Here is a 24624-nt window from a genome sequence, read left to right on the forward strand (position 1 = left end):
GACACGCAGGCACAGCCGAGGAGCTCACGATCGCCAGAAAGCCTCAACCCGAGGGCGGCCAGGCGCCGGTCGTCCAGCGGGTCCGGATCCGGTACGCCAAGCGTGGACCGCTGCGGTTCACCTCGCACCGGGACTTCGCCCGGGCCTTCGAGCGCGCGTTGCGCCGGGCCGGCGTACCGATCGCCTTCTCCCAGGGTTTCACCCCGCACCCGAAGATCTCGTACGCCTCGGCCGCGCCGACCGGCGTGGCCAGCGAGGCCGAGTACCTGGAGATCGGCCTGCGCGAGCCGGTCGACCCGGAGCAGCTGCGGGCGGCGCTGGACGCCGCCCTGTCGCCCGGGCTCGACGTGCTGGACGCGGTGGAGGCCGCCGGCGGCAGCCTGGCCGACCGGATCGAGGCCTCCCGCTGGCGGATCGAGCTGCCCGAGGTCGACCCGGCCGCGCTGGAGCGGGCCGTGAGCGCGTTCACCGCCGCCGAGGAGATCCAGGTCGAGCGGATGACCAAGCAGGGGCGGCGCACCTTCGACGCCCGCGCGGCCGTCATGGCCATCGATGCGCTGCCGCCGTCCGAGACGCCTTCCGGGGCGACGGCCGTACCGTGTGCGATACTCGAACTGGTCGTACGGCAGGTCACCCCCTCCGTTCGACCCGATGACGTCCTTTCCGGCCTCCGCGTGGTGGCCGACCTGGAGCCGCCGGTCTCACCGAGTGTGATTCGGCTGGCGCAGGGCACGTTGACCGCGCAGGGCGAGATCGTCGATCCGTTGGACGCGGATCGCGACGGGGCAGCCATCGGAGAACGCTGACCGACGGTCAGTGTTCTGGCAGGCAGACTTCGGCGGCCGCGCACCTGCGCGACCGGCGGAAACACCTTTTGCGGCGACCCTGCGTGGCAGCGCTCACCCGCGCCCGGGGCAGCCAGAACTGGAGAACGTCCATGCTCGAGAACGAGCCCGAGGGCGGCGAACGGACCGGCGCAGAGCCGGCCGAGGCAACCGCCACCAGCCGCACCGACAGCACCGCCGAGGTCAAGCCGCCGGCCCGCAAGCGGGCCAGCCGCCGCAAGGCCGCTCCGCTGAACCAGCCGGAGCAGACCGACGCGCCGGTCGAGGCGCACACCCCGGCGACCGGGACCGGTGAGACGCCGCAGGCCGAGGTGTTCGCCCCGGTGGCCGGGGACCTGGAGGCCGCGCCGAAGACCCGGCGGCGGCGCAAGGCGACCCCCGCCAAGGCGACCGAGGAGCCGATGGTCGCGGCCGGGGCGGAGGCCGCCTCGGCCGAGGTGGTGCCACCGGTCAAGGTCACCCGCACCCGCCGCCGCAAGGCCACCCCGCCGCCGGCCGAGGCCGTCGCGGACGAGCCGCCGACCGGTGCGCCCGCCGAGACCGCCGGGCCCGCGGTCGAGCCGCACGCGGTCGCCGAGCCGCAGGCCGACACCGAGCCGCCCGCCGCCCCGGAGCCCCCGGCGCCCGCCCAGGGCGAGCCGGAGAACGAGGACGAGGACGCGGTCGGCGAGGACGCCGAGGACGAGCCGGCCCCCGGCGACCGGGACGCCGACGAGGCCGCCCTGGCCCGCGCCGGCGGTCCGGAGGACCGGACCGGGGAGGTGTCGCCGGGCGCCGCGGTGCCGGGTCCCGTCGAGGAGCCGGCCGAGGAGCCCGCACCGACCGGCCGTCGCCGCCGCGCCGCGCTCTCCGCGCCGACCGTCCTGTTCATGCCTCCGCAGCCCGAGGAGGCCCCGGTCGTCCGGGTCACCTACCCGGTCGCCGAGGAGCCGGTCGAGGAGCCGGCGGAGACCGGCCGGCGCCGCCGCCGGGGTCGTCGCGAGGCCGAGCCGGCCGAGGTCGAGGCCGAGGTCGAGGAGGAGCCGACCGCCGAGGCCGAGGAGATCGCCGAGGCGGAGGAGGACGAGGACGAGGCGGCCCTGCGTCGTCGCCGTCGTCGTGGCCGCCGGGGCCGCGGTCGCGGTCGGGGCGCCGAGGAGGCGGAGGACGAGGAGGCCGAGGAGGCCGTTCGCGCCGAGTCCGCCGAGGCCGAGGCCGAGGAGACCGAGGACGAGGAGGAGGCCGAGGGCGAGGGGCTGACCCGCCGCCGCCGTCGGCGCCGCCGCCGGGGCGCGGGTGAGGCGGAGACCGCCGCCGAGGACGGCGTGCCGACCGTCGTCAAGATCCGCGAGCCGCGCAAGGCCGTCGACGAGGTGCAGGGCGTTTCCGGCTCGACGCGGCTGGAGGCCAAGCGGCAGCGCCGCCGGGACGGCCGCGAGCAGCGGCGTACCCGCCCGCCGATCCTCAGCGAGTCGGAGTTCCTGGCCCGCCGCGAGGCGGTCGACCGGGTGATGGCGGTCCGCCAGCGGGGCGACCGGACGCAGATCGCCGTCCTCGAGGACGGTGTGCTGGTCGAGCACTACGTGACCCGCAACTCGTCCGGCACCATGGCCGGCAACGTGTACCTGGGCAAGGTGCAGAACGTCCTGCCCAGCATGGAGGCGGCCTTCGTCGACATCGGGCGCGGCCGCAACGCCGTGCTCTACGCCGGTGAGGTCAACTGGGACACCAGCGGCCTGGAGGGCCGGGCCCGTTCGATCGAGCAGGCGCTCCGGTCCGGCGACTCGGTGCTGGTGCAGGTCACCAAGGACCCGATCGGGCACAAGGGCGCCCGGCTGACCAGCCACATCGCGCTCTCCGGCCGGCACCTGGTGTACGTGCCGAACGGCAACGCCTCCGGCATCAGCCGGAAGCTGCCGGACACCGAGCGCAAGCGGCTGCGGGACATCCTCAAGAAGCTGGTGCCGGACGGCGCCGGGGTGATCGTCCGGACGGCCGCCGAGGGCGCCAGCGAGGACGAGCTGGCCCGGGACGTCAAGCGGCTCCAGGCGCAGTGGGAGGAGATCCAGGCCAAGGCGGCCGAGGGTGGCGCCCCGGTGCTGCTCTACGAGGAGCCCGACCTGGTCATCCGGGTGGTCCGGGACCTGTTCAACGAGGACTTCCGCGAGCTGGTCATCGAGGGCGAGCCGGCGTACGACCTGGTCGAGTCCTACCTGTCGCACGTCTCGCCCGACCTGGTGGCCCGGCTGCGCCGGCACGCCGGCACCACCGACGTCTTCGCCGAGTACCGGATCGACGAGCAGATCCTCAAGGGGCTGGACCGGAAGGTCTTCCTCCCGTCCGGCGGCTCGCTCGTGATCGACCGGACCGAGGCGATGACCGTCATCGACGTCAACACCGGCAAGTACACCGGCTCCGGGGGGAACCTGGAGGAGACGGTCACCCGGAACAACCTGGAGGCGGCCGAGGAGATCGTGCGCCAGCTCCGGCTGCGCGACCTCGGCGGCATCGTGGTGATCGACTTCATCGACATGGTGCTGGAGTCGAACCGGGAGCTGGTGCTGCGCCGGCTCACCGAGTGCCTCGGCCGGGACCGCACCAAGCACCAGGTCACCGAGATCACCTCGCTCGGCCTGGTGCAGATGACCCGCAAGCGGATCGGCGCGGGCCTGCTGGAGGCGTTCAGCGAGACCTGCGAGTGCTGCAAGGGCCGGGGCGTCATCATCCACACCGAGCCGGTGCCGGAGAAGCCGCGCGGCGGCGCGGGGGAGAGGGTCAAGGCGGTGGCCTCGGCCGTCACCAGCCCCGCCACCGAGGAGAAGGGGCGCCGCCGGGGTCGCAAGGCCGCCGCGGAGAAGCCCGCGGCGGAGGCCGCGGAGCAGCCCACCCCGGCGGCGCCGGAGAAGGCCGTCGCCGAGGTGGTCGACGGCTCGGACGACGACTACTACGACACCCAGGGCTACGACCTGTCCCGGTTCGAGACGGAGACGGCGGCCGCCCCGGCGGTGGCGGACAGCCAGCAGGGCGACTCGGCCCGGCTGGCCGCCGCGGACGACCCGGACGCCATCGGCGACGGGGACGAGGACGGCGCCGAGAGCGGCACCGCCCGCCGGCGTTCCCGGCGCGGCGGCGCCCGGCGGCGTACCCGGCCGTGAGCCGCTGACCTGCACGGCGTTTGACAGGGCCCCTGCACCGGCAACAGAGTCCGGGGCAGGGGCCCTGCCGTGTCCGTCGACCCCCGGTCGGAACGGCCGGCCCCGGAGGGAGGAGACATGCGTCGCGTGTTCGCGGTCACCGCGCTGACCGGGATCCTGCTGGCCGGCGCGGGCTGCGCCGACCGGGGCGAGGATCCCTTCGCCGTGGGCTTCGCCTCACCGGCCCCACCGCCCACGGCGGCCACACCGGCGCCGACGGTCACCGGCGACCCGGGTGTCTGCGCCCGCGCCAAGCAGGCCGGCTCCGCGGCCGTGCAGACGTACGTGTTCAAGCTGGCCGAGATGCTGCGCGCCACCGGCCGCGGCGACCGCACGGCCGCGGACGCCGCCCGGCGGGACGCGGAGACGGCCCTCACCGGCTGGCGGGACGCGCTGCGGGAGCAGTCCGGGCAGGCCGCCGACCCGCGGCTGCGTACCCTGCTGGCGGACCTCGCCAGCGAGGTCGCCGGGCTCGGCACGGACGTGCAGGCGATCGACGAGACGGAGTTCGACCGGCTCCAGGGGCGGCTCGACGAGCTCTGTCCGGCCTGACCCGGCGGCCCGGTTTGGGCGGCGGGCCGGTCATGGCGTACGCTTGCCTGCGGCGCACTTTTGGTGTGCTGAGTTCCCGCGTGCCCGCGCTGCCGGTGTCACGGCTCCCGGCGAGACGCCGTGGGAACGACTGGCCGGTAACGGTGGGAAAAGACGCTAGCAGCCTCAACGACAGGGAGTCCGCCTCCGATGTACGCGATCGTCAAGACCGGCGGCAAGCAGTACAAGGTCGCCGAGGGCGACGTGATCGAGGTCGAGAAGCTCGCCGGTGCCCCCGGCGACGCGGTGAAGCTCACCGCGGTGCTCCTCGTCGACGGTGACGACCTGGTGACCGACGCTACGAAGCTTGCCAAGGTTGCGGTGTCCGGCGAGATCGCCGCGCACACCAAGGGCCCGAAGATCCGGATCCACAAGTTCAAGAACAAGACCGGCTACCACAAGCGCCAGGGTCACCGCCAGCCGCTGACCCAGGTCAAGGTGACCGGCATCTCCAGCGGGAAGTAGGTCGTCCTCCAATGGCTCACAAAAAGGGTGCGTCCAGCTCGCGTAACGGTCGCGATTCCGCGGCCCAGCGGCTCGGCGTGAAGCGCTTCGGTGGTCAGGTCGTCAGCGCGGGTGAGATCCTCATCCGTCAGCGTGGCACCAAGTTCCACCCCGGTGACCTGGTCGGCCGTGGCGGCGACGACACGCTGTTCGCGCTGGCCGCCGGCTCGGTCCAGTTCGGCACCAAGCGTGGTCGCAAGACCGTCAGCATCGTGCCGCAGCAGTAATCTTCCGGCGAAGCGGGCCGCGGACCTCGTGTCCCGGCCCGCTTCGTCTTTTCTCACGCGGGGGTGTGCCCCGCTGGAAGGATTGGCGTCGTGACGACGTTCGTTGACCGGGTCGTCCTGCACATGCAGGCCGGCGACGGCGGGCACGGCTGTGTCTCCATCCACCGGGAGAAGTTCAAGCCCTTCGGCGGGCCCGACGGCGGCAACGGTGGGCACGGCGGCAGCGTGTCGCTGGTCGTCGACCCGCAGGTGACCACGCTGCTGGACTTCCACTTCCGCCCGCACATGAAGGCCGAGAACGGCAAGGGCGGGGCGGGTTCGAACCGGGACGGCGCCAACGGCCACGACCTGATCATCAAGGTGCCCAACGGCACGGTGGTGCAGACCCTCGACGGCGAGGTGCTGGCCGACCTGGTCGGCGTGGGCACCACCTTCGAGGCGGCCCGGGGCGGGCGCGGCGGCCGGGGCAACGCCTCGCTGGCGAACGCCCGGCGCAAGGCCCCCGGCTTCGCCGAGCTGGGCGAGCCCGGGGACCGGCTCGACGTGGTGCTGGAGCTGAAGAGCGTCGCCGACGTGGGCCTGGTGGGTTTCCCGTCCGCCGGCAAGTCCTCGCTGATCTCGGTGATCTCCGCGGCCAAGCCGAAGATCGCCGACTACCCGTTCACCACCCTCGTGCCCAACCTGGGCGTCGTGCGGGTGGACAACCACACCTTCACGGTCGCCGACGTGCCGGGGCTGATCCCGGGCGCGGCCACGGGCCGGGGGCTGGGCCTGGAGTTCCTCCGCCACGTCGAGCGCTGCGCCGTGCTGGTGCACGTGGTCGACACGGCGACGCTGGAGCCGGGCCGGGACCCGCTGGCCGACATCGACGCCATCGAGTCCGAGCTGACCCAGTACGGCGGTCTGGCCGACCGGCCCCGCCTCGTGGCGCTCAACAAGATCGACGTGCCGGACGGGCGGGACCTCGCCGACATCGTCCGGCCCGACCTGGAGGCCCGCGGCTTCCGGGTGTTCGACGTCTCCACCGCCACCCGGGAAGGGCTGCGGGAGCTGATGTACGCGATGGCCGAGCTGGTCGACCAGTCGCGCCGCGCCGCGCCGCCGGCCGAGCCGACCCGGATCGTGATCCGCCCGAAGGCGGTCGACGACGCCGGCTTCACCATCGAGGCCGAGGACGACGGGTCCTTCACCGTCCGGGGCAGCCGCCCGGAGCGCTGGGTCAAGCAGACGAACTTCGACAACGACGAGGCGGTGGGCTTCCTGGCCGACCGGCTGGCCCGCCTCGGCGTGGAGGAGAAGCTGGCCAAGGCCGGCGCCCAGGCGGGCGACCTGGTCCGGATCGGCGACCGGGAGTTCGACTGGCAGCCCACCCTCTACGCCGGCGTCGACTTCGTCCCGGGCAACCGGGGCACCGACGTCCGGCTGGAGGACAAGACGACCCGGGCGTCCGCCGCGGAGCGGCTGGCCGCCCGCAAGGCGCGCCGGGTGCGCCCGGAGGACGAGGTGGCGGCCGCACCGCAGGACGACGCCGACGACGAGGACTGGGAGTAGTTCCGCCCCGTCCGCGTGCGGGACGGTGACCGGAAACCTCCGCGAAATCCGGTCGACCTACCGTGACGGGATGCTGATCGAATCCCGTCCCGCCACCGATCCGGAGATCGCCGCTCTGGTCGCCGCGCAGCAGCGGGAGCTGCGCGAGGCCGACGGCGGCCTGGACGGGCAGGCGACGGTCACCCACGACGACATCCGCTACCTCGCGGTGGTCGAGGGCGGCCGGGCGGTCGCCTGCGGCGGCCTCCAGGCCCTCGACGCCCACACCGGCGAGCTGAAGCGGATGTACGTCCGGCCGGCGTACCGGGGGCGGGGGATCGCCCGGCAGTTGCTGGCCGCGCTGGAGGAACTGGCCTTCCGGCAGGGGCACACCACCGTGTGCCTGGAGACCGGCAGCTATCTGCCGGCCGCCATCGGCCTCTACCGGTCCTGCGGCTACCGGCCCGTCCCGGTGTACGGCGAGTACGTCGACAACCCGTACAGCGTCTGCTTCGCCAAGCGGTTCCCGGTCGCCGCCTGACGGCGGACCCTACGCGCCGGTCTCGGCGTGGGCCGCGGTGACCGGCTTGGACTCGGGGCTGGCGTGCTGCCGGAGCACGATGCTGAGCAGGATGAGCGCGCCCACGGCGAGGAACTCGCTCTGCCAGTTCTGCATCGACTGGAACCAGAAGTCGCTGGTGCCGAGGAACTGCCAGGCGCTGACGGGAGCGGCCCCGCTCTGCAGCGCCTGCTCCTCGTTGTAGGCGGCCACCCCGCCGAACAGGTGCCCGAGGAACGAGCCCGCGAAGATCATGAACAGCGCGATCGAGAGGCTGTTCCGGTAGACCACCAGCGGCAGGCCGCCGGCCCGCACCGGCCACGGGGAGTCCGGGGTCCCGTGCCTCGGGTCGTCGTCGGGCCGGTCCGTCTGGCCCTCCGGCTTCGACTCGGCCGAGCCCTTCTGCACCAGGTACGCGGTGAGCAGCACGTAGCCGCCCATCTGGAGGAACTCGGACTCCCAGTTCTCGAAGACCGCCTCGGCGAAGTGCCCGGTGCCCAGGTACGCCCACCAGCTCAACGGCGCGGCGCCGTACTCGGCCAGCTCCTCGTTGTGCACCTGCCAGCCGAACACGCTCTGCAACAGCAGGAAGATCACGAACGCGCCGAGCATGGCGACCGTGAGCGCGTTGTCGCGTAGAAACCGTGGCATCGCCGGACCTCCTCGTCCCGCCGGGGTCACTCCCCGTGGTGGTCCTGTGCCCCTGGCGGTGAACGGGCAAACGCCGGTCCGGCGGGTCGCGGGCGACGCCGCCCGAACGGGTGGCGGCGCTGGTCAGGGCCGGTCGAGGGCCGTGTCCGGCCGCCCGCCGGTGCCCACGTCGTTGTTGAGCAGCAGACCCAGCGCGAGCATGCCGAAGCCGAGGAAGAGGTGCAGCCAGTTGTCGGCGTCGTTGAACGGCACGAAGTTGGCCGCGGTCTCCCGGTCGATGGCGAAGCCGTACAGCCAGAGGCCCAGGTAGGCGGCGCCGCCGCCGGCCAGGAACAGCCGCGCCCCGGCGACCCGGCGGGCCAGCACGAGGCCGAGCAGCCCGAAGAGCAGGTGCAGCAGGTTGTGCAGGATCGACACCTGGAACAGGCCGATGAGCTTGGCCTCCGAGTGGTGGCCGGCGAACTCCAGGTCGCCGTAGTGGGTGGTGAAGCCGGGAACGAAGCCGAGCACACCGATCAGCACGAAGACGGCGGCCACCGCGAGCGCGACCTTCTGGATCGGCGGCCGGGACCGGGCCGCGGCGCGTCCGCGCACGTCACGTGCCATCGCTGTCACCTCCGTGGGAGCACACCGCCGCCCGAGCGGGCAGACCCTCCATTGTGTGACCGGCGCGGGGCGACTCCGCAGAGAAATGACGAATCAGGCATGGACCCGACGACCGGGGGTAGGGATTTCGACACGCCGGCAGCAACGCCGGTGTGATCCCCCCAGCACACCCGCTACGAATTCCGAGCGGAAGGGAAATCCATGACTTACGATCTCTCATCCACGTCCGGCAGCACCTACGAGTCGACCAACGGCGGCGGCGTCCGTGACCAGGCCCGCCAGGTCGGCAACGAGGCCGCCAACGCGGGCGGCGCGGTCGCCCAGACCGCCAAGGAGCAGGGCCAGGAGGTCGTGGGCGAGGCCAGGCGCCAGGCCCGCAACCTCTACGGCGAGGCCCGGAACCAGGTCACCGCCCAGACCAGCGAGCAGCAGCAGCGCGCGGCCAGCGGGCTGCGTTCGCTGGCCGAGGAGATGCGCTCGATGGCGCAGAACGGCGGCGGCTCCGGCCCGGTCACCGAGCTGGCCCACCAGGCCGCCGACCGGGTGCACGGCGTGGCCGGCTGGCTGGAGCAGCGCGAGCCGGGCGACCTGCTCCACGAGGTGAAGAACTACGCCCGCCGCAACCCGGGCACCTTCCTGCTGGGCGCCGCCGTGCTCGGTGTGGTCGCCGGCCGGTTGACCCGGAACATCGCGGCGGTCGGCGACGGCGGCGTGCAGCCGTCGTACGACCCGGACCGCACGGCGGTCATCCCGACCTCCCGGGCGGTCCCGGAGCAGGTGCCGCCGGGCGGCTACCTCGACCCGACCCCCGGCACGTACGCCGAGCCGGACCCGGGCTACTCCGCGCCGGGCGCGACCTACCCGGGTGGCGGCGCCCCGAACACCTGGGCCGACCCGGAGGGTGGCACCGGCCAGCCGCTGCCCCCGCCGAGCCGGACCGACCCGCTGCCGGGCGTGCCGTCGAGCGGCGTCAACCGTCCGTGAACGGCCTGAGCGGCAGAAGGGAGGCGGCGGCATGAGCATGCCGACGCAGGGGTCCGGACTGGACTCGGGTTACACCGCGGCGGGCGCGCCGCACACCGCGGACGAGGTCCGGGGCAGCTCCATCGGTGAGCTGATGCGCCAGGTCACCACCGACCTCTCCACGCTGATGCGTCAGGAGGTCGAGCTGGCCAAGGCCGAGATCCGCCAGGAGGGGAAGAAGGCGGGCAAGGCCGCCGGCCTCTTCGGCGGCGCCGGCTTCGGCGGCTACATGGTGGCGCTCTTCGTCTCCATCGCGGTGTGGCAGTTCCTGGACAACGTGATGGATTCGGGCCTGGCCGCGCTGATCGTGGCCGTGATCTGGGCCGTGGTCGCCGCGGTCCTCTACTCGAAGGCCAAGAAGAACGCCGAGCGGATTCGCGGCCTCAAGCAGACCAACGACAGCGTGCAGCGCATCCCCGACGCGCTCAAGCCGCACCCGGAGGGAGTCACCCGATGAGCACCGATCCCGACCAGATCCGCCGGGAGATCGAAGCCACTCGCACCAGCCTCAGCTCGGACGTGGACGCCCTGGCGTACAAGGTGAGCCCGGGCCGGATCGTCGACGACCGCAAGCAGCGCGTCCGCAGCGCGCTCACCAACGTGAAGGACAAGGTGATGGGAACCGCATCCGACCTCGGCCACAGCACCGGCCACGCCGCCCACTCGGTCGGCGACCACGCCTCCTCGGCGGCCTCCAGTGTCGGCGACAAGGCGCACGCCGCCGCCTCGACCGTCGGCGACGCCGCCCAGCGGGCCCCGCAGGTGTTGCGGGAGAAGTCGGAGGGCAACCCGATCGCCGCCGGCGTGATCGCCTTCGGCGTCGGCATGCTGGTGTCCTCGCTGATCCCGGCCACCCGCCGCGAGCAGCAGGTCGCCGCGCAGGTCAAGGAGAAGGCCGCCGAGCACGGCGGCGTGGTGAAGGAGAAGCTCACCGAGGTCGCCGGGGAGCTGAAGGAGGAGCTGCGCGAGCCGGCGCAGCAGGCCACCGAGTCGGTGAAGTCCACCGCGCAGGACGCCGTGCACGCCGTCAAGGACGACACGAGGTCCGCCGCGCAGGACGTCAAGGACACCGCGCAGCAGTCCCGCGACCAGGTGCGGTACTGACCACCGCCGTCCGCACGCCGCAGCTCGCGGCCACACCCGGCGCCACGCCGGGAGGTGGCCGCGAGCTGTCGCGTGCGGGGCCGTCGGTTCAGCGCGGCAGCCGGTCCACCGGTGCCGGTGCCGGCGCGGCGCCGGTCTCCACCCAGAGCACCAGGTCGTCGGGGCGGCGCTCGGCGAGCCGCCGGCGCAGCGCCCGGGTGGTGTGCGCCGCTTGACCGGCGTCCGGGCCGGGCCGGCCGCCGCGCAGCCGCCGGCCCACGGCGAGCCAGGCGCCGACCCCGCGTTCCAGCAGCCAGATCGGCGCCGCGAGCGTGGTGTGCGCCGGGAAGACGCGGGCGCCGCCGGCCCGCCGCCGGCCCAGCTCCGCCACGGCCAGCGTCGCCACCCCGGCCCGCAGCAGCAGCCCCGGCCGGCGGGCGGCGAGCGCGGCCGCCGCGGCCGGCAGCACCGCCAGCGCGGCCAGCAGCCACCCGGGCCGGGCCAGGTCGTCGTACGCCGGCCGGCGCGCGGCGGTCGGCGGGAGCCGGCGCACGTACAGCCAGGCGGGGGTCGCCGTGGCGCCGCCGTACGCGCGGACCGTCCGGACCAGCTCCAGGTTCTCCGCGAGCACGTCCGGGTCGTAGCCGCCCATGGCCAGGAAGGTGCTCCGGCGCACCGCGAGGGTGCCCGGCCGGTCGCCGCCGAGCGCCCGGTGGAGCAGCGTCCGGCCGGTGTCCCGCCAGGCGGGCCAGGGCAGCGGGTCGACGTGGTCCTGCGGCCGGACCAGGTCGACCCGGTCGAGCAGCCCGTGCACGGCGCGCAGCCCCGCGAGGTCGTAGCGGACGTCGTCGTCGGCGATCACCACGTGCTCGTGGCGGGCCAGGGCGACGCCGGTCAGCACGCCGAGCGCCGTGGGGTTGCGTCCGCGCAGCGCGGGATCGGGCGGGACGTGCCGGACCAGGCCCCGCCACGCGGCGGCGTGCCGGGCGAACAGCTCCGGCGGGGACCCGTCGACCACGATCACGTCCACCCACCGGCTCAGCTCGCGCAGGTAACCGGTCAGCCCGGTGCCGTCGCGGTCGCCGTCGGGGCGCAGCGGCAGGACGTACGCCATCCGAAGCCGCTGCGGCGCGGACGCCGCGCCGGGGTCGGGCGCCTCCTGGATGCCGCCGGCCGGTCGGTGCCGGCCGGACCGGCGGAAGTCGTGGGTCACGGGCGCGCCCTTCTCGGTCGGCGGAGACGGCAGCGTGCCCGAAATCCCGGTGATCAAACCGTTTCGCCGTTTCGACGCCGCCGGGCCGGGTAGCGCTCCGGAATGTGGGCGGTCCGAGGCGCCCCGGTGGAGGAGACGTGATGAGCAGCAACGCGACGAGGTGGACGCTGGTCGGCGCCGCCGCGGTGACCGCGCTCGGGGTCGGCCGGGTGGTGGCCCGGCGACGGCGCCGGCACCAACCCGACCGGGCGGACGGCTGGTACGTCGTCCACCGGGGAATCACGGTGGACCGGCCGATGGAGGCGGTGATCGGCTTCTGGACCGACCGGGAACGGCTGGACCGCGGGCTCGCCGAGTGGGTGACTCTGGAGCAGCTCGACGACAGCCGGTGGCGCTGCGTGGCGACCGACCCGGGCGGGGACGGCACCGAGTGGCGCGCCGAGATCACCGTGGCCGGGCCGGGCCGGTTGAGCTGGCGGGTCACCGAGGGACCGGTGGCCCAGGAGGGACGGGTCGAGCTGGTGCCGGCGCCGCAGGACCGGGGCACCGAGATCCGGGCCCAGCTGCGCTGGCGGTCCGGCCCGGTACGCCGGGCGCTCGGCCTGGCCGGCGGGGACGACCCGGACGTCGCGCTGCGCAGCGCCCTGCGCCGGATCAAGTCGCTCATCGAGACCGGCCAGGTGCTGGACACCCGGCACGACCCGTCGGGGCGCAGCCCGAAGCAGGAGCAGGCCACCGACCGGATGCGGGAGAAGCTGATGGCGGGAGGACGGCCGTGAGGGCGCTGTGCTGGGAGGGCGTCGGCAAGCTGGCCGTGCGCGACGTGCCGGAGCCGGCCGTCCGGTCCGGCGGCGACATCATCGTCAAGGTGCGGGCCAGCAGCGTGTGCGGCTCCGACCTGCACCTGATCAACGGATACCTGCCGGCGATGCGTGAGGGCGACATCCTCGGCCACGAGTTCATGGGCGAGGTGGTCGAGACCGGCCCCGACGTGCGGCGGATCAAGGTCGGCGACCGGGTGGTCGTGGGCTCGGTGGTGGCCTGTGGGGGCTGCTGGTACTGCCGCACCGAGCAGTACTCGCTCTGCGACAACTCCAACCCGCAGCCGGTCTTCACCGAGAAGCTCTGGGGTCACTCGCCGGCCGGCATCCTCGGCTACTCGCACGCGGCCGGCGGCTACGCGGGCAGCCACGCGGAGTACATCCGGGTGCCCTTCGGCGACGTCGGCGCGTTCACCGTGCCCGACGGCGTGCCGGACGACTCGGTGGTGTTCGCCTCCGACGCCATGCCGACCGGCTGGATGGCGGCCGACTTCTGCGGCCTCAAGGGCGGCGAGGTGGTCGCCGTCTGGGGCGCCGGCGGGGTGGGACAGATGGCCGCCCGGTCCGCGCAGATCCTCGGCGCCGAGCGGGTCATCATGATCGACCGGCTGCCGGAGCGACTGGCGACCGCCACCCAGCGACTCGGCGTCGAGACGATCAACTACGCGGAGACCGACGTGCTGGAGGCGCTGCGCGAGCTGACCGCCGGGCGCGGGCCGGACGCCTGCATCGAGGCGGTCGGCATGGAGTCCCACGACGTCGGGCCGGCCTACGCGTACGACAAGGCGAAGCAGAGCGCCCGGCTGCAGACCGACCGGCCCACCTCGGTCCGGCAGGCGATCATGGCGTGCCGCAAGGGCGGCACGGTGAGCATCGTCGGGGTGTACGGCGGCCTCGTGGACAAGTTCCCGCTCGGCGCGGCCATGAACAAGGCGCTGGTGCTGCGGATGGGGCAGATGCACGCCCAGCGTTACATCCCGATGCTGCTGGACCGGATCGCGATCGGCGAGATCGACCCGGGCTACCTGGCCACCCACCCGATGTCGCTGGAGGAGGGAGCCCGGGGGTACGAGATCTTCCAGAAGAAGGAGGAGGGCTGCCTGCGCACGGTGCTGCACCCGCAGGCGGCCTGACCGGCCGCGTGATCGCCGGGACGTGCGTCGATTCGAATTCCCGCGGCAGGGGTACAGCACCCGACATGCCCGCCGAGATCGATGAGACGCCGTCCCGGCCCGCCGCGCGGGAGATGTCCGGGGCGCGGATCGTGGCCGCCGCCGGCACCCTCGCCGTCACCGCCGCGGTGCTGGTCCTGCTGAAGGCCGCGCATCCGCCGGCCGGCGCCACCACACTGATCGTGAGCCTCGGGCTGCTGCACACCCCGGGCCAGCTCGTCGTCGCGTTCGCCGCCGTGCTGCTGGTGACCGTGGTGGACCTGCTGTTCCACCGCGCGGCCGGCCGACCCATGCCGCTCTGGGCGGCGCCGAAGGAGGGATGAACGATGGTGGACCGGATCGCGGACCCGTGGGGGCCGCGCACGCCGTACGGGCCGGGGGAACGCTGGCCGGTGCGGGTGGACACCTTCCTGGCCGACGGGCACACCGAGGCCGACGTCCGGCGGTGGGTGCCCAGCGCCTCGATCCTGCACTCCAACGGCGACGCCATGGACATCGCCGTGGTCGACGACCGGATCGTCGGAGTGCGGGGCCGGGCCGGGGACCGGATCAACCACGGCCGGGTCGACCCGAAGGACCTCTACGGCTGGCAGGCCAACCACAGCCCGGACCGGCTGCGCCGGCCGCTGGTCCGGGAGGGGGACCGGCTGGTCGAGACCGACTGGGACACCGCCATGGGCCGGATCGTGGCCCGGTCGAAGGAGCTGCTGGACGGCCCGGGCGGCTGGGGGCACTTCGGCTTCTACACCAGCGGGCAGCTCTTCCTCGAGGAGTACTACACGCTCGGCGTGATCGGGAAGGCCGGGCTGGGCACCCCGCACATGGACGGCAACACCCGGCTCTGCACCGCCACGGCCGCCGCGGCGCTCAAGGCGTCCTTCGGCACCGACGGGCAGCCCGGCTCGTACACCGACGTGGACCACTGCGACGCCATCGCGCTGTGGGGGCACAACGTCGCGGAGACCCAGACCGTGCTCTGGATGCGGATGCTGGACCGGCGGCGGGGGCCGAACCCACCGGCGATGCTCGCCGTCGACCCGCGCGCCACCCCGGTGGCCCGGGAGGCCGACGTGCACCTGGCGCTGCGCAACGGCACCAACCTGGCGCTGCTCAACGGCCTGCTCCGCGAGGTGATCCACCGCGGCTGGTACGACGAGGCGTACGTCCGGGAGCACACGCTCGGCTTCGAGGAGCTGTGCCAGGTGGTGGAGGACTACCCGGTCGCCAAGGTGGCCGACATCTGCGACCTGCGGGCCGCGGACATCGAGCGCGCCGCCGAGCTGCTCGGGCGGTCGGAACGGCTGCTGTCCACCGTCCTCCAGGGCTTCTACCAGTCCAACCAGGCCACCGCGGCGTCCTGCCAGGTGAACAACCTGCATCTGATCCGGGGCATGCTCGGGCGGCCCGGCGCCGGGCTCTACCAGATGAACGGCCAGCCCACCGCGCAGAACAACCGCGAGTGCGGCGCCGACGGCGACCTGCCGGGCCTGCGCAACTGGGAGAACGAGGAGCACGTCGCCGAGCTGGCCCGGCTGTGGAACGTCGAGGTCGACCGCATCCCGCACTGGGCGCCGCCGACCCACGCCATGCAGATCTTCCGGTACGCCGAACAGGGCTCGATCAAGCTGCTGTGGATCTCGGCCACCAACCCGGCGGTCTCCCTGCCCGACCTGGCCCGGATCCGCCGGATCCTGGCGAAGCCGGAGCTGTTCGTGGTGGTGCAGGACCTCTTCCTGACCGAGACCGCCGAGCTGGCCGACGTGGTGCTGCCGGCCGCCACCTGGGGCGAGAAGACCGGCACGTTCACCAGCGTCGACCGGACCGTGCACATCTCCGACAAGGCCGTCGAGCCGCCTGGCGAGGCCCGCCCCGACCTGGACATCTTCCTCGACTACGCGCGCCGGATGGACTTCCGCGACTCCGACGGGAACCCGCTGATCACCTGGACCGGGCCGGAGGAGGTCTTCGAGGCCTGGAAGGAGTGCTCCCGCGGCCGGCCCTGCGACTACACCGCGATCACCTACGACAAGCTGCGCACCGGCGGCGTCCAGTGGCCCTGCACCGAGGAGCACCCGGACGGCACCGAGCGGCTCTACACCGACGGGGTGTTCAACACCGACCCGGACTACTGCGAGTCCTACGGCCACGACCTGGCCACCGGGGCCGAGCTGCTGCCCGAGGAGTACCGGGCCAAGCAGCCCGGCGGGCGGGCGTTCCTGCACGCCACGCCGTACCAGCCGTCGCCGGAGGTGCCGAGCGGGGACTTCCCGCTGCTGCTCACCACCGGGCGGACCGTCTACCAGTTCCACACCCGGACCAAGACCGGCCGGGCCACCCAGCTCGTGCACGCCGCCCCCGAGTCGTGGGTGGAGCTCAACCCGGCCGACGCCGAGGGGCTCGGCGTCGGCGAGGGGGACCTGGTCCGGATCGAGTCGCCGCGCGGCGTCGTCCGCGCCCGGGCCCGCATCTGCGGGGTACGCCCCGGCGTGGTCTTCCTCCCCTTCCACTACGGCTACTGGGACGCGACCGACGGCGCCGGCCCGGGGGAGGGGCGGCACGACCGGGCGGCCAACGAGCTGACGATCACGGCCTGGGACCCGGTCTCCAAGCAGCCGATCTTCAAGGTGGCCGCGGTGCGGGTGGTGAAGGAGGCCGACTCGGGCGGCCGCCCGTCGCCCGCGCCCACGGTGGGCGGCTCCGCCCCGCCGGAGGGCTCCGGAATCCCGGCCACGGTCGGCGGGCCGGCCGCTGAGGCGCCGTCGAGGGGAGAGTGACATGCACCTGGCCCACTATCTCGGCCTGCTGCACAAGGCCCAGGAGCGCCTCGGTGACGCCTTCACCGAGGTGGGGAAGGCGCACGGGGACGAGCCGGACATCTTCCACACCTGCGAGAGGCTGGCCAAACAGTGCCGCGCCCACGCGGAGAAGTTGGGCCCCTTCGCCCGCCGCTACGCCGAGGACGCCCCGGCCGAGCCGGACCGGCTGCACTCCGAGCTGTTCTCCGGCACCCGCAGCGGGCCGATCGGGCTGCTCCGCGACCTCCAGGACCTCTACCTGATGGCCGCCCAGTGCGACATCTGCTGGACGGTGGTCGGGCAGGCCGCGTACGGGGCCCGGGACGAGGACCTGCTCGGGGTGGTCAAGGCGTGCGAGCAGGAGACCGCCATCCAGCTCAAGTGGCTGCGCACCCGGATGAAGCAGGCCGCCCCGCAGGCGCTCGTCGTCGCCGAGTGACCGCCTGTCACACCTCCGGGTGAGACTGGCGCCGGCCCCGCCCGTCCGGGCGGGCGGTGCGAGGAGGCGCGATGGCGCGGATGATCTGGCACGTCACCATGTCGCTCGACGGTTTCATCGCCCCGCCCGACGACTCCGCGGAGTGGATGTTCGGCCACGGCGCCGCCGGCCCGCTCGGGGCCGAGACCATGCGCCGCACCGGCGCGATCCTCTCCGGTCGGCGCGGCGTGGAGCTCGGCAACCGGCCTGGCCCCGGGGCGCGTGCGATCTACGGCGGGGCCTGGTCCGGGCCGGTCTTCGTGCTGACCCACCGGCCCGCCGAGCCCCTCGACGGGATCACCTTCCTCTCCGGCGACATCGGACAGGCCGCCGACCTCGCCCGGGAGGCGGCCGGCGACCGGGACGTGGGCGTGTTCGGCGCGGACGTGGCACGGCAGTGCCTCCGGGCCGGGATCCTCGACGAGCTGGTCGTGCACCTCGTGCCGGTGCTGCTCGGCGGCGGCGTACGCCTCTTCGACAGCCCCGACCTCGGCCCGGTGACGCTCCGCAAGACCCGCTGTGACGACTCGGGGCAGATCACCGACCTGAGGTTCGCGGTGGTGCGCTGATCAGGCGGTGCGGCGTACGCCGTCGAGGACGAGGCCGCTGGGCGGCAGGGCGGGCAACCGGCCGAGGTCCAGGGCCAGGTCCTGCGGCGGCACCCGGTAGCTCATCGACCCGGTGAGGTTGCCGACCGCCCGTTTCATCAGCTCGATCGTGATCCACTCGCCGGCGCAGCGGTGGCCGGTGAGGTGGTCGCCGCCGCCCTGCGGGATCAGCCGGAACGGGTCACCCCGCCAGCCGTCGAACCGCTCCGGCCGGAACCGTTCCGGCTCCGGCCAGAGCTCCGGGTGGTGGTTGGTGCCGTAGAGGTCGAGCAGCACCCGCCGGCCCTGTGGGAAGGCGTAGCCCTGCCACTCGAACGAGCGCCGGACCCGGGCCGCGGCCGCCGGGAAGAACGGGTAGTAACGCCGTACCTCCTGCACGAAGCTCTCGGCCGCCGCGTCGTCGCCGCGGACCCGGTCACGCCAGTGCGGGTGGTCGTGCAGCGCCAGCGCGCAGAAGACCACGAAGCGGTCCACCGCGACGGTCGGGCGGAGCACGTTGAGCAGCTCCACGGCCGCGATCCGGCGGGGCAGCAGCATCCCCCGCTCGTCCCGGTACCCGGCGACCACCCGCAGTGCGCTGCCCTCCGGCGCCGGCAGCGCGCCGGCGCGCACCCGCTCGATCACCTCGCCGGCCCACCGTTCGGCGCGGCGGCGGCCGAGCCGGCCCCGCCAGTGCCCCGGACCGACCACGGCCGGCCCCTCGATCATCGCGTGCATCTCGGCGGTCCGGCGGGGCACGTCGGCGTCGGCCAGCGGCACCCCGGCCCAGGCCCAGACCGACCGGGTGAGCATCCGGCCCACCTCGTCGTAGAGCACCACCGGCCCGGATTCGGCCCACGCCGGGATCCGGGCCCGCCACTCGTCGTCGAAGAGCTGCCCGAGGTGGCGGATCGCCGCCGGCGTCATGATCGACATGAACATGGCCTTGCGCCGGCGGTGCGCCTCGCCGTCGAGGCCCTGGACGCCGCCCACCCCGGTCAGCGTGCGCTGGGCGCGCATCGGCATGGCGCCGCGCCGGACGAAGCGCTCGTTGTCGTAGAACAGCTCCGCCGCCGGGCGGCCCCGCAGGCAGATCGTCGGTTCCAGCAGCAGCCGGGTCTGGACGATGTCGGTGCCGAGGCGGTCGCACCGCGCGCCGATGAACCGGTAGCCCTCGCGGAGGAACGCGAGCGTGCTCTCCGGGCTGCGGTCGCTGGGGATGGTGCTCATCGGCTGCTCCTGACGCGGCTCGGCGACCGGTGCGGTCGCTGCGCTACCTACCCGTGCCGGCGCGGGCAAATCCTCACCCGCAGCCTGGTGACGTCGGGACCCGCGGCGCCCACTAACTGCGGCGCCCACGACTGCGACACCCACGACCTGGGGCGCCCACGAACCGTGGCCCCCACGAACCGTGGCCCCCACGAACCGTGGCCCCCACGAACCGTGGCGCCCGCGAACTGCGGCGGCCACGAACCGCGGCGGCCGCGACCTGAGGCGGCCGGGCCGCCTCGGGTCGGGGCCCCGCCGGTGTGGGCCGGCGCCGGTCGCCGCCGGGGAGGGGGCCGGCGGCGAGCGGGGAAGCTGGCCCCTCCCAGGACGCGGAAAAGCTGGTTCGCTTCGGTGCGGGGCCGGCGGCGGCCGGCCCCGCGCCCGCCGGCGGGACTCCCGGCGGGCGTGGTCACCGGCGACGGGGAGGACGGATGCGGGACAACAGGGCGGCACACTGGCGGCACCGGCGGGCGGTGACCGGGCTGCGGCGCGGCGACCGGGAGGAGCCGCTGGTCGGGCGGCCCCGGCGTGCCGCGACTCGGCCGCCCCGGCACTTCACCGTGCACCTCGGCTTCGAGGCGGCCGACCCGACCATCGCGCGGGAGCTGGCCGTCGCGTACGCCGAGGCGCTCGGCCTGCTCCGTCCGGAGCTGGCACTCGGCGCGGCGGCGCTCTCCCCGGCCGACGCCTGGCACCGCGCGGAGCGGCTGTTCTGCGGGGCGGTCGGCCCCGACGGCGAGCGCTGCGCGGACGTGGCCGGTCACCCGGGCTTCCACCACGCGCCCGGCCCGGGCGGGCTCGGCTGGGGCGACGGTGACTGAGCGCGCGGGCTCAGTCCAGATCGAACTCGCCGTCCTGGGCGCCCGCCACGAACGCGTCCCACTCGTCCTGGGTGAAGACCAGCACCGGCCCGTCCGGCTCGGCCGAGTTCCGCATCCCGATCAGGTCGCCGACGAAGGCCACCTCGACCGCACTGTCGGACGTGTCGCCCTCGGCCCGCTGCCAGACCGCCTGAGACAGGTCGAAATCGCCCTTGGGATGCTGACCCATCGTCGTTCCTCCATCGCCATGCGTATCGGGGGAGCCCGCTCGGGTCCCATCGGGCAGGATAAGCGGATGCCGAGCCTGACCCGTGTAGAGGCGACCGCGCGTGGCGCGATGATTACCGTCGAGTCCTACCAGGTGGACCTCGACCTGACCGGCGACGCCGAGCGGTTCCGCTCCGCCGTCACCATCCGGTTCCGGGCGACCCCCGGCGCCGACACCTTCGCCGAGGTCAAACCCCTCCGACTGCTGGGGGCGCGCCTCAACGACCGGGACCTCGACCCGGCCCTGCTCGACGACAACCGCCTGCCGCTGACCGGGCTGGCCGAGACCAACACGCTGACCGTCAGCGCCGAGATGGCCTACTCGAACACCGGCGAGGGGGTGCACCGCTTCGTCGACCCGGCCGACGGCGAGACCTACCTCTACGCCATGTCCTTTCTCGACGACGTGCAGCGCATCTTCGCCGCGTTCGACCAGCCCGACCTCAAGGCCCCGCTGACCCTCGCCGTGACCGCCCCGCCAGAGTGGACGGTGGCCGCCAACGGCCAGGTCGCCGACCGGCCCGCGCCGGGCCGCTGGGAGTTCGCGCCCACCGCGCCGCTGGCGACGTACTTCGTCAGCCTGATCGCCGGCCCCTGGCACGTCCGGGAGGACGAGCACGACGGCATCCCGCTCGCCGTCTACTGCCGGAAGTCCCTCGGGGCCCACCTGGACGCCGACGCCGACGAGATCTTCACCGTCACGAAGCAGTGCCTCGACCGGTTCCACCAGCTCTTCGCCGAGCGCTACCCGTTCGGCAAGTACGACCAGGCGTTCGTCCCCGAGTTCAACGCCGGCGCCATGGAGAACCCGGGCCTGGTGACCCTCCGCGACGACTACATCTTCCGCTCGGCGGTGACCGACAGCCAGCGGGAGCTGCGGGCCACCACCATCGCGCACGAGATGGCGCACATGTGGTTCGGCGATCTCGTCACCATGCGCTGGTGGGACGACCTCTGGCTGAACGAGTCCTTCGCGGAATACCTGGGCACCCGGGTCACCGCCGAGGCCACCCACTTCACCGGGGCGTGGACCACCTTCGCGATGCGCCGCAAGGCCTGGGGTTACGCGGCCGACCAGCGGCCCTCCACCCACCCGGTGGCCCCCGAGGAGGTGGCCGACTCCGCCCAGGCGCTGCTCAACTTCGACGGCATCTCCTACGCCAAGGGCGCCAGCGTGCTGCGCCAGCTGGTGGCCTGGGTCGGCGACGAGCCCTTCCTGGCCGGCCTCAACGCGCACTTCGCCAAGCACCGGTTCGGCAACGCCACCCTCGCCGACCTGCTGGAGAGCCTCAGCGCCGCGAGCGGGCGCGACCTGGCCGACTGGGCCGAGCGCTGGCTGCGCCGGCCCCAGGTCAACACGCTGCGGGTGGAGACCGCGGTCGACGCCGACGGCCGGTGGAGCGACGTGGCGGTGGTGCAGACCGCGCCGGAGACCCACCCGGTGCTGCGGCCGCACCGCATCGGCGTGGCCCGGCACGCCCCGGACGCCCCGGTGCAGCGCGTGGAGGTCGACCTCGACCCGGCCGCCGACCGGGGCCGCACCGTGCTGGCCGAGCTGCTCGGCCAGCCGGCCACCGGCCTGCTGCTGCCCAACGCCGGTGACCTCACCTTCGCCAAGATCCGGCTCGACCCCGCCTCGGCCGACGCGGTGCCGATGGTGCTCCCGGGGCTGGCCGACCCGCTGGCCCGGGCACTGCTCTGGGGCGAGGCGCTGGACGCGGCCACCGACGGCGAACGGCCGGTGACCTCGGTGGTCGCGCTCATCGAGGCGGCGCTGCCGGCCGAGACCGAGGTGATCATCGCGGAGGACGTGCTCACCCTCAGCCGCAACCTGGTCGACCGCTACCTGGACCCGCTGGCCCGCGACGCGGCCCTGCTCCGCGTCGCCGGCGCCTGCGCCACCCTGCTGGCGGGTGCCCCGGCCGGCGGCTCGCTCCAACTCGCCGCGGGCCGGGGTCTGATCGGCGCCACCGCCGACACCGGGCTGCTCGCCGGCTGGCTGGCCGGCGAAGGCGTGCCGGAGGGGCTGGCGGTCGACGCCGACCTGCGCTGGGCGCTGCTGCGCCGCCTCGTGGTGCTGGGCGCGGCCGGCGAGCCCGAGATCGCCGCCGAGTCGGCCGCCGACCGCAGCGCCACCGGGGCCGAGCGGGCCGCGAGCTGCCGGGCCGCGCTGCCCGACGCCGACGCCAAGCGGGCCGCGTGGGAGATCGTCACCCGCAACACCGACCTCTCCAACCGGCTCGTCGAGGCGACCGCGGAGGGCTTCTGGCAGCCCGAGCAGGCCGAGCTGACCGCCGACTACGTCGAGCGCTACTTCGCCGACATGCCGGCCGCCGCGCGGCTGCGTACCCCCTGGACGGCGGACCGGGTCGCCAGCCTGGCCTTCCCCCGCTACGCCGTGGCCCAGACCACCCGGGAGCTGGCCGCGGCGCTGCTGGCCCGCGACGACCTCACGCCGGGGCTGCGCCGGCGGGTCGTCGACCTGGACGACGACCTGCGCCGGGCCCTGGTCGCCAGGACCGCGGTGGCCGCCGCGGGCGCCTGACCTTCCGGTGACCGCGCCGGGCGGGTGTGAGGCCCCGCCCGGCGTGGTCCGTGGGACGCCCTGGCGGCCCCGCCGGACCGCAGGCGGGGCCCGGCCTACGATCGCGGGGTGGAGGAAGACATCCGGCGAGTCGGGATCATGGGCGGCACCTTCGACCCCATCCACCACGGGCACCTGGTGGCCGCCAGCGAGGTGGCGGACCGGTTCGGCCTGGACGAGGTGGTCTTCGTCCCCACCGGGCAGCCGTGGCAGAAGGCGGACGAACCGGTCAGCTCGCCCGAGGACCGCTACCTCATGACGGTGATCGCCACGGCGTCGAACCCCCGCTTCCAGGTCAGCCGGGTGGACATCGACCGGGGCGGTCCCACCTACACGGTCGACACCCTGCAGGACCTGCACGACGAGTACGGCCCGAAGGTGCAGCTCTTCTTCATCACCGGCGCGGACGCCCTGGAACGCATCCTGTCCTGGAAGGAAGTGGACCGGATGTTCGAGCTGGCCCACTTCATCGGGGTGACCCGGCCGGGCTTCGAGCTTTCCGACAAGCACCTGCCCGCCGACACGGTGAGCCTTGTGCAGGTCCCGGCCATGGCGATCTCCTCGACCGACTGCCGCGCCCGGGTGGCCCGGGGTGAGCCGGTCTGGTACCTGGTGCCCGACGGTGTGGTGCAGTACATCGCCAAACGGCGGCTCTACCAGCGGTAAATCCGCCCGGAACGTGCGCCTTTGTCCACGTAATCGACCAGAACTGACAAGTCGTCGCCCGCCCGGGTGTGAGAGGCTTGGAGAGTCGCACGGTTGATCGAAGGAGAACGGTGACAGTTTCGGAACGCGCTCACGAGCTGGCGATGGCTGCCGCCCAGGCCGCGGCCGACAAGAAGGCGCAGGACATCGTCATCATCGACGTGGGCGACCAGCTCGCGATCACCGACGCGTTCCTGCTGGCCGCCGCTCCGAACGAGCGGCAGGTGCTCGCCATCGTCGACGCCATCGAAGAGCGCCTGCTGGAGCTGCCGGAGAAGGCCAAGCCGGTCCGCCGCGAGGGCGAGCGGGGCGGCCGCTGGGTGCTGCTCGACTACGTCGACATCGTGGTCCACGTGCAGCACACCGAGGAGCGCGAGTTCTACGCCCTCGACCGGCTCTGGAAGGACTGCCCGCAGATCCCGTTCGTGGACCGGGACCTCGCCGACTCGGCCGCCAGCAGCGCCGCCGCGGAATGACCCGACTGATCATCTGGCGGCACGGCAACACCGACTGGAACGCCGCCAGCCGGGTCCAGGGACAGACCGACGTGCCGCTCAACGACCTCGGCCGGGAGCAGGCCCGGGTGGCCGCCCCCGTGCTGGCCGCGCTGCGCCCCGACGCCATCGTCGCCAGCGACCTGCGCCGGGCCGCCGACACCGCCGCCGCGCTCGCCGCGCTGACCGGGCTGCCGGTCCGCTCCGACGCCCGGCTGCGGGAGCGGCACTTCGGCCAGTGGCAGGGCCTCGCCCTCACCGAGGTCGCCGAGCGCTTCCCCGACGAGTACGCCCGCTGGCGGGCCGGCGACCCCGACCCCGGCTCGGGCATCGAGAGCCTCGACGACCTGGGCCGGCGGCTCGGCGCCGCGTTCCAGGACGCGGCCGACCTGGCCGCCGGCGGCACCGTGGTGGTCACCACCCACGGCGGCGGCGCCCGGCAGGGCGTCGGCCACCTGCTCGGCTGGGACCACACGGTGCTGCGCAGCCTCGGGTCGCTGGCCAACTGCCACTGGACCGAGCTGCGTCACGACGACGTCCGGGGCTGGCACCTGCGCGCACACAACGTCGGGTTCATCACCCAGCCCGCCCTCACCGACGCGGTCTGAGCCGTTCGGCCCCGGCGC

General features: G+C 74.0%; 26 protein-coding genes. 21 read left to right on the forward strand and 5 right to left on the reverse strand.

What is annotated here, in order from left to right:
- Positions 1-86: 86 nt before the first annotated feature.
- The 7 genes from RMN56_RS18270 to RMN56_RS18300 all read left to right on the forward strand — a co-directional run bounded on the left by RMN56_RS18270 (position 87) and on the right by RMN56_RS18300 (position 7411).
- Positions 87-806, forward strand: coding sequence for a TIGR03936 family radical SAM-associated protein (locus RMN56_RS18270; RefSeq protein ID WP_313724781.1), 720 nt, complete (start codon positions 87-89; stop codon positions 804-806).
- Between the two features lie 131 nt (positions 807-937).
- Positions 938-3979 carry an Rne/Rng family ribonuclease gene (locus RMN56_RS18275; RefSeq protein ID WP_313718659.1) on the forward strand — a complete coding sequence of 1014 codons (3042 nt, stop codon included), beginning with the start codon at positions 938-940 and terminating at the stop codon, positions 3977-3979.
- A gap of 117 nt (positions 3980-4096) precedes the next feature.
- Positions 4097-4570 (forward strand): hypothetical protein, encoded by a 474-nt coding sequence (locus RMN56_RS18280; RefSeq protein WP_313718660.1) that lies wholly within the window; start codon positions 4097-4099, stop codon positions 4568-4570.
- A gap of 189 nt (positions 4571-4759) precedes the next feature.
- Positions 4760-5074 carry a 50S ribosomal protein L21 gene (gene rplU, locus RMN56_RS18285; protein WP_151462559.1) on the forward strand — a complete coding sequence of 105 codons (315 nt, stop codon included), beginning with the start codon at positions 4760-4762 and terminating at the stop codon, positions 5072-5074.
- A gap of 11 nt (positions 5075-5085) precedes the next feature.
- Positions 5086-5340 carry a 50S ribosomal protein L27 gene (gene rpmA, locus RMN56_RS18290; RefSeq protein WP_013288010.1) on the forward strand — a complete coding sequence of 85 codons (255 nt, stop codon included), beginning with the start codon at positions 5086-5088 and terminating at the stop codon, positions 5338-5340.
- Positions 5341-5430: 90 nt separating this feature from the next.
- The gene (gene obgE / locus RMN56_RS18295) at positions 5431-6891 is read left to right on the forward strand and encodes a GTPase ObgE (RefSeq protein ID WP_313718661.1); all 1461 of its coding nucleotides are present in this window, start codon (positions 5431-5433) and stop codon (positions 6889-6891) included.
- Between the two features lie 70 nt (positions 6892-6961).
- A complete protein-coding gene (locus RMN56_RS18300; RefSeq protein WP_313718662.1) occupies positions 6962-7411 on the forward strand; it encodes a GNAT family N-acetyltransferase in 450 nt (149 codons plus the stop codon).
- 9 nt (positions 7412-7420) lie between these two features.
- On the opposite strand, the gene RMN56_RS18305 is transcribed toward RMN56_RS18300, so the two are convergent.
- Both RMN56_RS18305 and RMN56_RS18310 read right to left on the reverse strand, forming a co-directional pair.
- Positions 7421-8080 (reverse strand): DUF6766 family protein, encoded by a 660-nt coding sequence (locus RMN56_RS18305; RefSeq protein ID WP_313718664.1) that lies wholly within the window; start codon positions 8078-8080, stop codon positions 7421-7423.
- 123 nt (positions 8081-8203) lie between these two features.
- Entirely contained in the window at positions 8204-8686 is a 483-nt protein-coding gene (locus RMN56_RS18310) for a DUF4383 domain-containing protein (protein WP_313718666.1), read from the reverse strand.
- A gap of 201 nt (positions 8687-8887) precedes the next feature.
- Here RMN56_RS18310 and RMN56_RS18315 point away from each other — a divergent pair, with 201 nt between their 5' ends.
- The 3 genes from RMN56_RS18315 to RMN56_RS18325 are packed head-to-tail and all read left to right on the forward strand — an operon-like array spanning position 8888 to position 10813.
- Complete coding sequence (locus RMN56_RS18315) at positions 8888-9670, forward strand: hypothetical protein (protein WP_313718668.1); 783 nt, start codon at positions 8888-8890, stop codon at positions 9668-9670.
- 31 nt (positions 9671-9701) lie between these two features.
- Positions 9702-10166, forward strand: coding sequence for a phage holin family protein (locus RMN56_RS18320; protein WP_151462565.1), 465 nt, complete (start codon positions 9702-9704; stop codon positions 10164-10166).
- A complete protein-coding gene (locus RMN56_RS18325; protein ID WP_313718669.1) occupies positions 10163-10813 on the forward strand; it encodes a DUF3618 domain-containing protein in 651 nt (216 codons plus the stop codon). Before RMN56_RS18320 ends, RMN56_RS18325 begins: the two co-directional genes overlap by 4 nt.
- Before the next feature lie 88 nt (positions 10814-10901).
- Here the strand turns inward: RMN56_RS18325 and RMN56_RS18330 are convergent, their stop codons facing one another.
- Positions 10902-12005: a glycosyltransferase family 2 protein gene (locus RMN56_RS18330; protein WP_313718671.1), complete on the reverse strand. Its 1104-nt coding sequence runs from the start codon at positions 12003-12005 to the stop codon at positions 10902-10904.
- Between the two features lie 140 nt (positions 12006-12145).
- Here RMN56_RS18330 and RMN56_RS18335 point away from each other — a divergent pair, with 140 nt between their 5' ends.
- The 6 genes from RMN56_RS18335 (at position 12146) to RMN56_RS18360 (ending at position 17840) form a co-directional block, all read left to right on the forward strand.
- Positions 12146-12784 carry an SRPBCC family protein gene (locus RMN56_RS18335; protein WP_313718673.1) on the forward strand — a complete coding sequence of 213 codons (639 nt, stop codon included), beginning with the start codon at positions 12146-12148 and terminating at the stop codon, positions 12782-12784.
- The gene (locus RMN56_RS18340; RefSeq protein WP_313718674.1) at positions 12781-13959 is read left to right on the forward strand and encodes a zinc-dependent alcohol dehydrogenase; all 1179 of its coding nucleotides are present in this window, start codon (positions 12781-12783) and stop codon (positions 13957-13959) included. Before RMN56_RS18335 ends, RMN56_RS18340 begins: the two co-directional genes overlap by 4 nt.
- A 65-nt stretch (positions 13960-14024) precedes the next feature.
- Complete coding sequence (locus RMN56_RS18345) at positions 14025-14321, forward strand: HPP family protein (RefSeq protein WP_313718675.1); 297 nt, start codon at positions 14025-14027, stop codon at positions 14319-14321.
- 3 nt (positions 14322-14324) lie between these two features.
- Positions 14325-16772: a molybdopterin oxidoreductase family protein gene (locus RMN56_RS18350; RefSeq protein WP_313718676.1), complete on the forward strand. Its 2448-nt coding sequence runs from the start codon at positions 14325-14327 to the stop codon at positions 16770-16772.
- 1 nt (position 16773) lies between these two features.
- Positions 16774-17232 (forward strand): hypothetical protein, encoded by a 459-nt coding sequence (locus tag RMN56_RS18355; RefSeq protein WP_313718677.1) that lies wholly within the window; start codon positions 16774-16776, stop codon positions 17230-17232.
- 71 nt (positions 17233-17303) lie between these two features.
- Positions 17304-17840, forward strand: coding sequence for a dihydrofolate reductase family protein (locus RMN56_RS18360; protein ID WP_313718678.1), 537 nt, complete (start codon positions 17304-17306; stop codon positions 17838-17840).
- Here RMN56_RS18360 and RMN56_RS18365 read toward each other — a convergent pair whose 3' ends face one another.
- Positions 17841-19088 carry a cytochrome P450 gene (locus tag RMN56_RS18365; protein WP_313718679.1) on the reverse strand — a complete coding sequence of 416 codons (1248 nt, stop codon included), beginning with the start codon at positions 19086-19088 and terminating at the stop codon, positions 17841-17843. It abuts the gene before it with no gap.
- Between the two features lie 470 nt (positions 19089-19558).
- Between RMN56_RS18365 and RMN56_RS18370 the strand changes: the two genes are divergently transcribed.
- Complete coding sequence (locus RMN56_RS18370) at positions 19559-19948, forward strand: hypothetical protein (RefSeq protein ID WP_313718680.1); 390 nt, start codon at positions 19559-19561, stop codon at positions 19946-19948.
- A 10-nt stretch (positions 19949-19958) separates the two neighbouring features.
- Here RMN56_RS18370 and RMN56_RS18375 read toward each other — a convergent pair whose 3' ends face one another.
- Entirely contained in the window at positions 19959-20177 is a 219-nt protein-coding gene (locus tag RMN56_RS18375) for a DUF397 domain-containing protein (protein ID WP_262282035.1), read from the reverse strand.
- A 66-nt stretch (positions 20178-20243) separates the two neighbouring features.
- Here RMN56_RS18375 and pepN point away from each other — a divergent pair, with 66 nt between their 5' ends.
- The 4 genes from pepN to RMN56_RS18395 all read left to right on the forward strand — a co-directional run bounded on the left by pepN (position 20244) and on the right by RMN56_RS18395 (position 24606).
- Entirely contained in the window at positions 20244-22760 is a 2517-nt protein-coding gene (gene pepN, locus RMN56_RS18380) for an aminopeptidase N (RefSeq protein ID WP_313718681.1), read from the forward strand.
- A 108-nt stretch (positions 22761-22868) separates the two neighbouring features.
- Positions 22869-23465, forward strand: coding sequence for a nicotinate-nucleotide adenylyltransferase (gene nadD / locus RMN56_RS18385; protein WP_262282037.1), 597 nt, complete (start codon positions 22869-22871; stop codon positions 23463-23465).
- A gap of 110 nt (positions 23466-23575) precedes the next feature.
- On the forward strand, positions 23576-23980 hold the full coding sequence (rsfS, locus tag RMN56_RS18390) for a ribosome silencing factor (RefSeq protein WP_262282038.1): 405 nt from the start codon (positions 23576-23578) through the stop codon (positions 23978-23980).
- Positions 23977-24606 carry a histidine phosphatase family protein gene (locus RMN56_RS18395; protein ID WP_313718682.1) on the forward strand — a complete coding sequence of 210 codons (630 nt, stop codon included), beginning with the start codon at positions 23977-23979 and terminating at the stop codon, positions 24604-24606. The genes rsfS and RMN56_RS18395 overlap by 4 nt, the downstream gene beginning before the upstream one ends.
- Positions 24607-24624 lie beyond the last annotated feature (18 nt).

Origin of the sequence: Micromonospora halotolerans, assembly GCF_032108445.1 — a bacterium.
Taxonomy (GTDB): domain Bacteria; phylum Actinomycetota; class Actinomycetes; order Mycobacteriales; family Micromonosporaceae; genus Micromonospora; species Micromonospora halotolerans.

Bases quoted from the DNA above. Each gene is read 5' to 3' on its own strand.
- RMN56_RS18355 (WP_313718677.1), top strand. From the start codon at position 16,774: ATGCACCTGGCCCACTATCTCGGCCTGCTGCACAAGGCCCAGGAGCGC.
- RMN56_RS18335 (WP_313718673.1), top strand. From the start codon at position 12,146: ATGAGCAGCAACGCGACGAGGTGGACGCTGGTCGGCGCCGCCGCGGTG.
- rplU (WP_151462559.1), top strand. From the start codon at position 4,760: ATGTACGCGATCGTCAAGACCGGCGGCAAGCAGTACAAGGTCGCCGAG.
- RMN56_RS18375 (WP_262282035.1), bottom strand. From the start codon at position 20,177: ATGGGTCAGCATCCCAAGGGCGATTTCGACCTGTCTCAGGCGGTCTGG.
- RMN56_RS18360 (WP_313718678.1), top strand. From the start codon at position 17,304: ATGGCGCGGATGATCTGGCACGTCACCATGTCGCTCGACGGTTTCATC.
- RMN56_RS18320 (WP_151462565.1), top strand. From the start codon at position 9,702: ATGAGCATGCCGACGCAGGGGTCCGGACTGGACTCGGGTTACACCGCG.
- RMN56_RS18280 (WP_313718660.1), top strand. From the start codon at position 4,097: ATGCGTCGCGTGTTCGCGGTCACCGCGCTGACCGGGATCCTGCTGGCC.
- rpmA (WP_013288010.1), top strand. From the start codon at position 5,086: ATGGCTCACAAAAAGGGTGCGTCCAGCTCGCGTAACGGTCGCGATTCC.
- RMN56_RS18370 (WP_313718680.1), top strand. From the start codon at position 19,559: ATGCGGGACAACAGGGCGGCACACTGGCGGCACCGGCGGGCGGTGACC.
- RMN56_RS18325 (WP_313718669.1), top strand. From the start codon at position 10,163: ATGAGCACCGATCCCGACCAGATCCGCCGGGAGATCGAAGCCACTCGC.
- RMN56_RS18310 (WP_313718666.1), bottom strand. From the start codon at position 8,686: ATGGCACGTGACGTGCGCGGACGCGCCGCGGCCCGGTCCCGGCCGCCG.
- pepN (WP_313718681.1), top strand. From the start codon at position 20,244: ATGCCGAGCCTGACCCGTGTAGAGGCGACCGCGCGTGGCGCGATGATT.
- RMN56_RS18300 (WP_313718662.1), top strand. From the start codon at position 6,962: ATGCTGATCGAATCCCGTCCCGCCACCGATCCGGAGATCGCCGCTCTG.
- RMN56_RS18345 (WP_313718675.1), top strand. From the start codon at position 14,025: ATGCCCGCCGAGATCGATGAGACGCCGTCCCGGCCCGCCGCGCGGGAG.
- RMN56_RS18365 (WP_313718679.1), bottom strand. From the start codon at position 19,088: ATGAGCACCATCCCCAGCGACCGCAGCCCGGAGAGCACGCTCGCGTTC.
- RMN56_RS18305 (WP_313718664.1), bottom strand. From the start codon at position 8,080: ATGCCACGGTTTCTACGCGACAACGCGCTCACGGTCGCCATGCTCGGC.
- RMN56_RS18315 (WP_313718668.1), top strand. From the start codon at position 8,888: ATGACTTACGATCTCTCATCCACGTCCGGCAGCACCTACGAGTCGACC.
- RMN56_RS18275 (WP_313718659.1), top strand. From the start codon at position 938: ATGCTCGAGAACGAGCCCGAGGGCGGCGAACGGACCGGCGCAGAGCCG.
- RMN56_RS18350 (WP_313718676.1), top strand. From the start codon at position 14,325: ATGGTGGACCGGATCGCGGACCCGTGGGGGCCGCGCACGCCGTACGGG.
- RMN56_RS18395 (WP_313718682.1), top strand. From the start codon at position 23,977: ATGACCCGACTGATCATCTGGCGGCACGGCAACACCGACTGGAACGCC.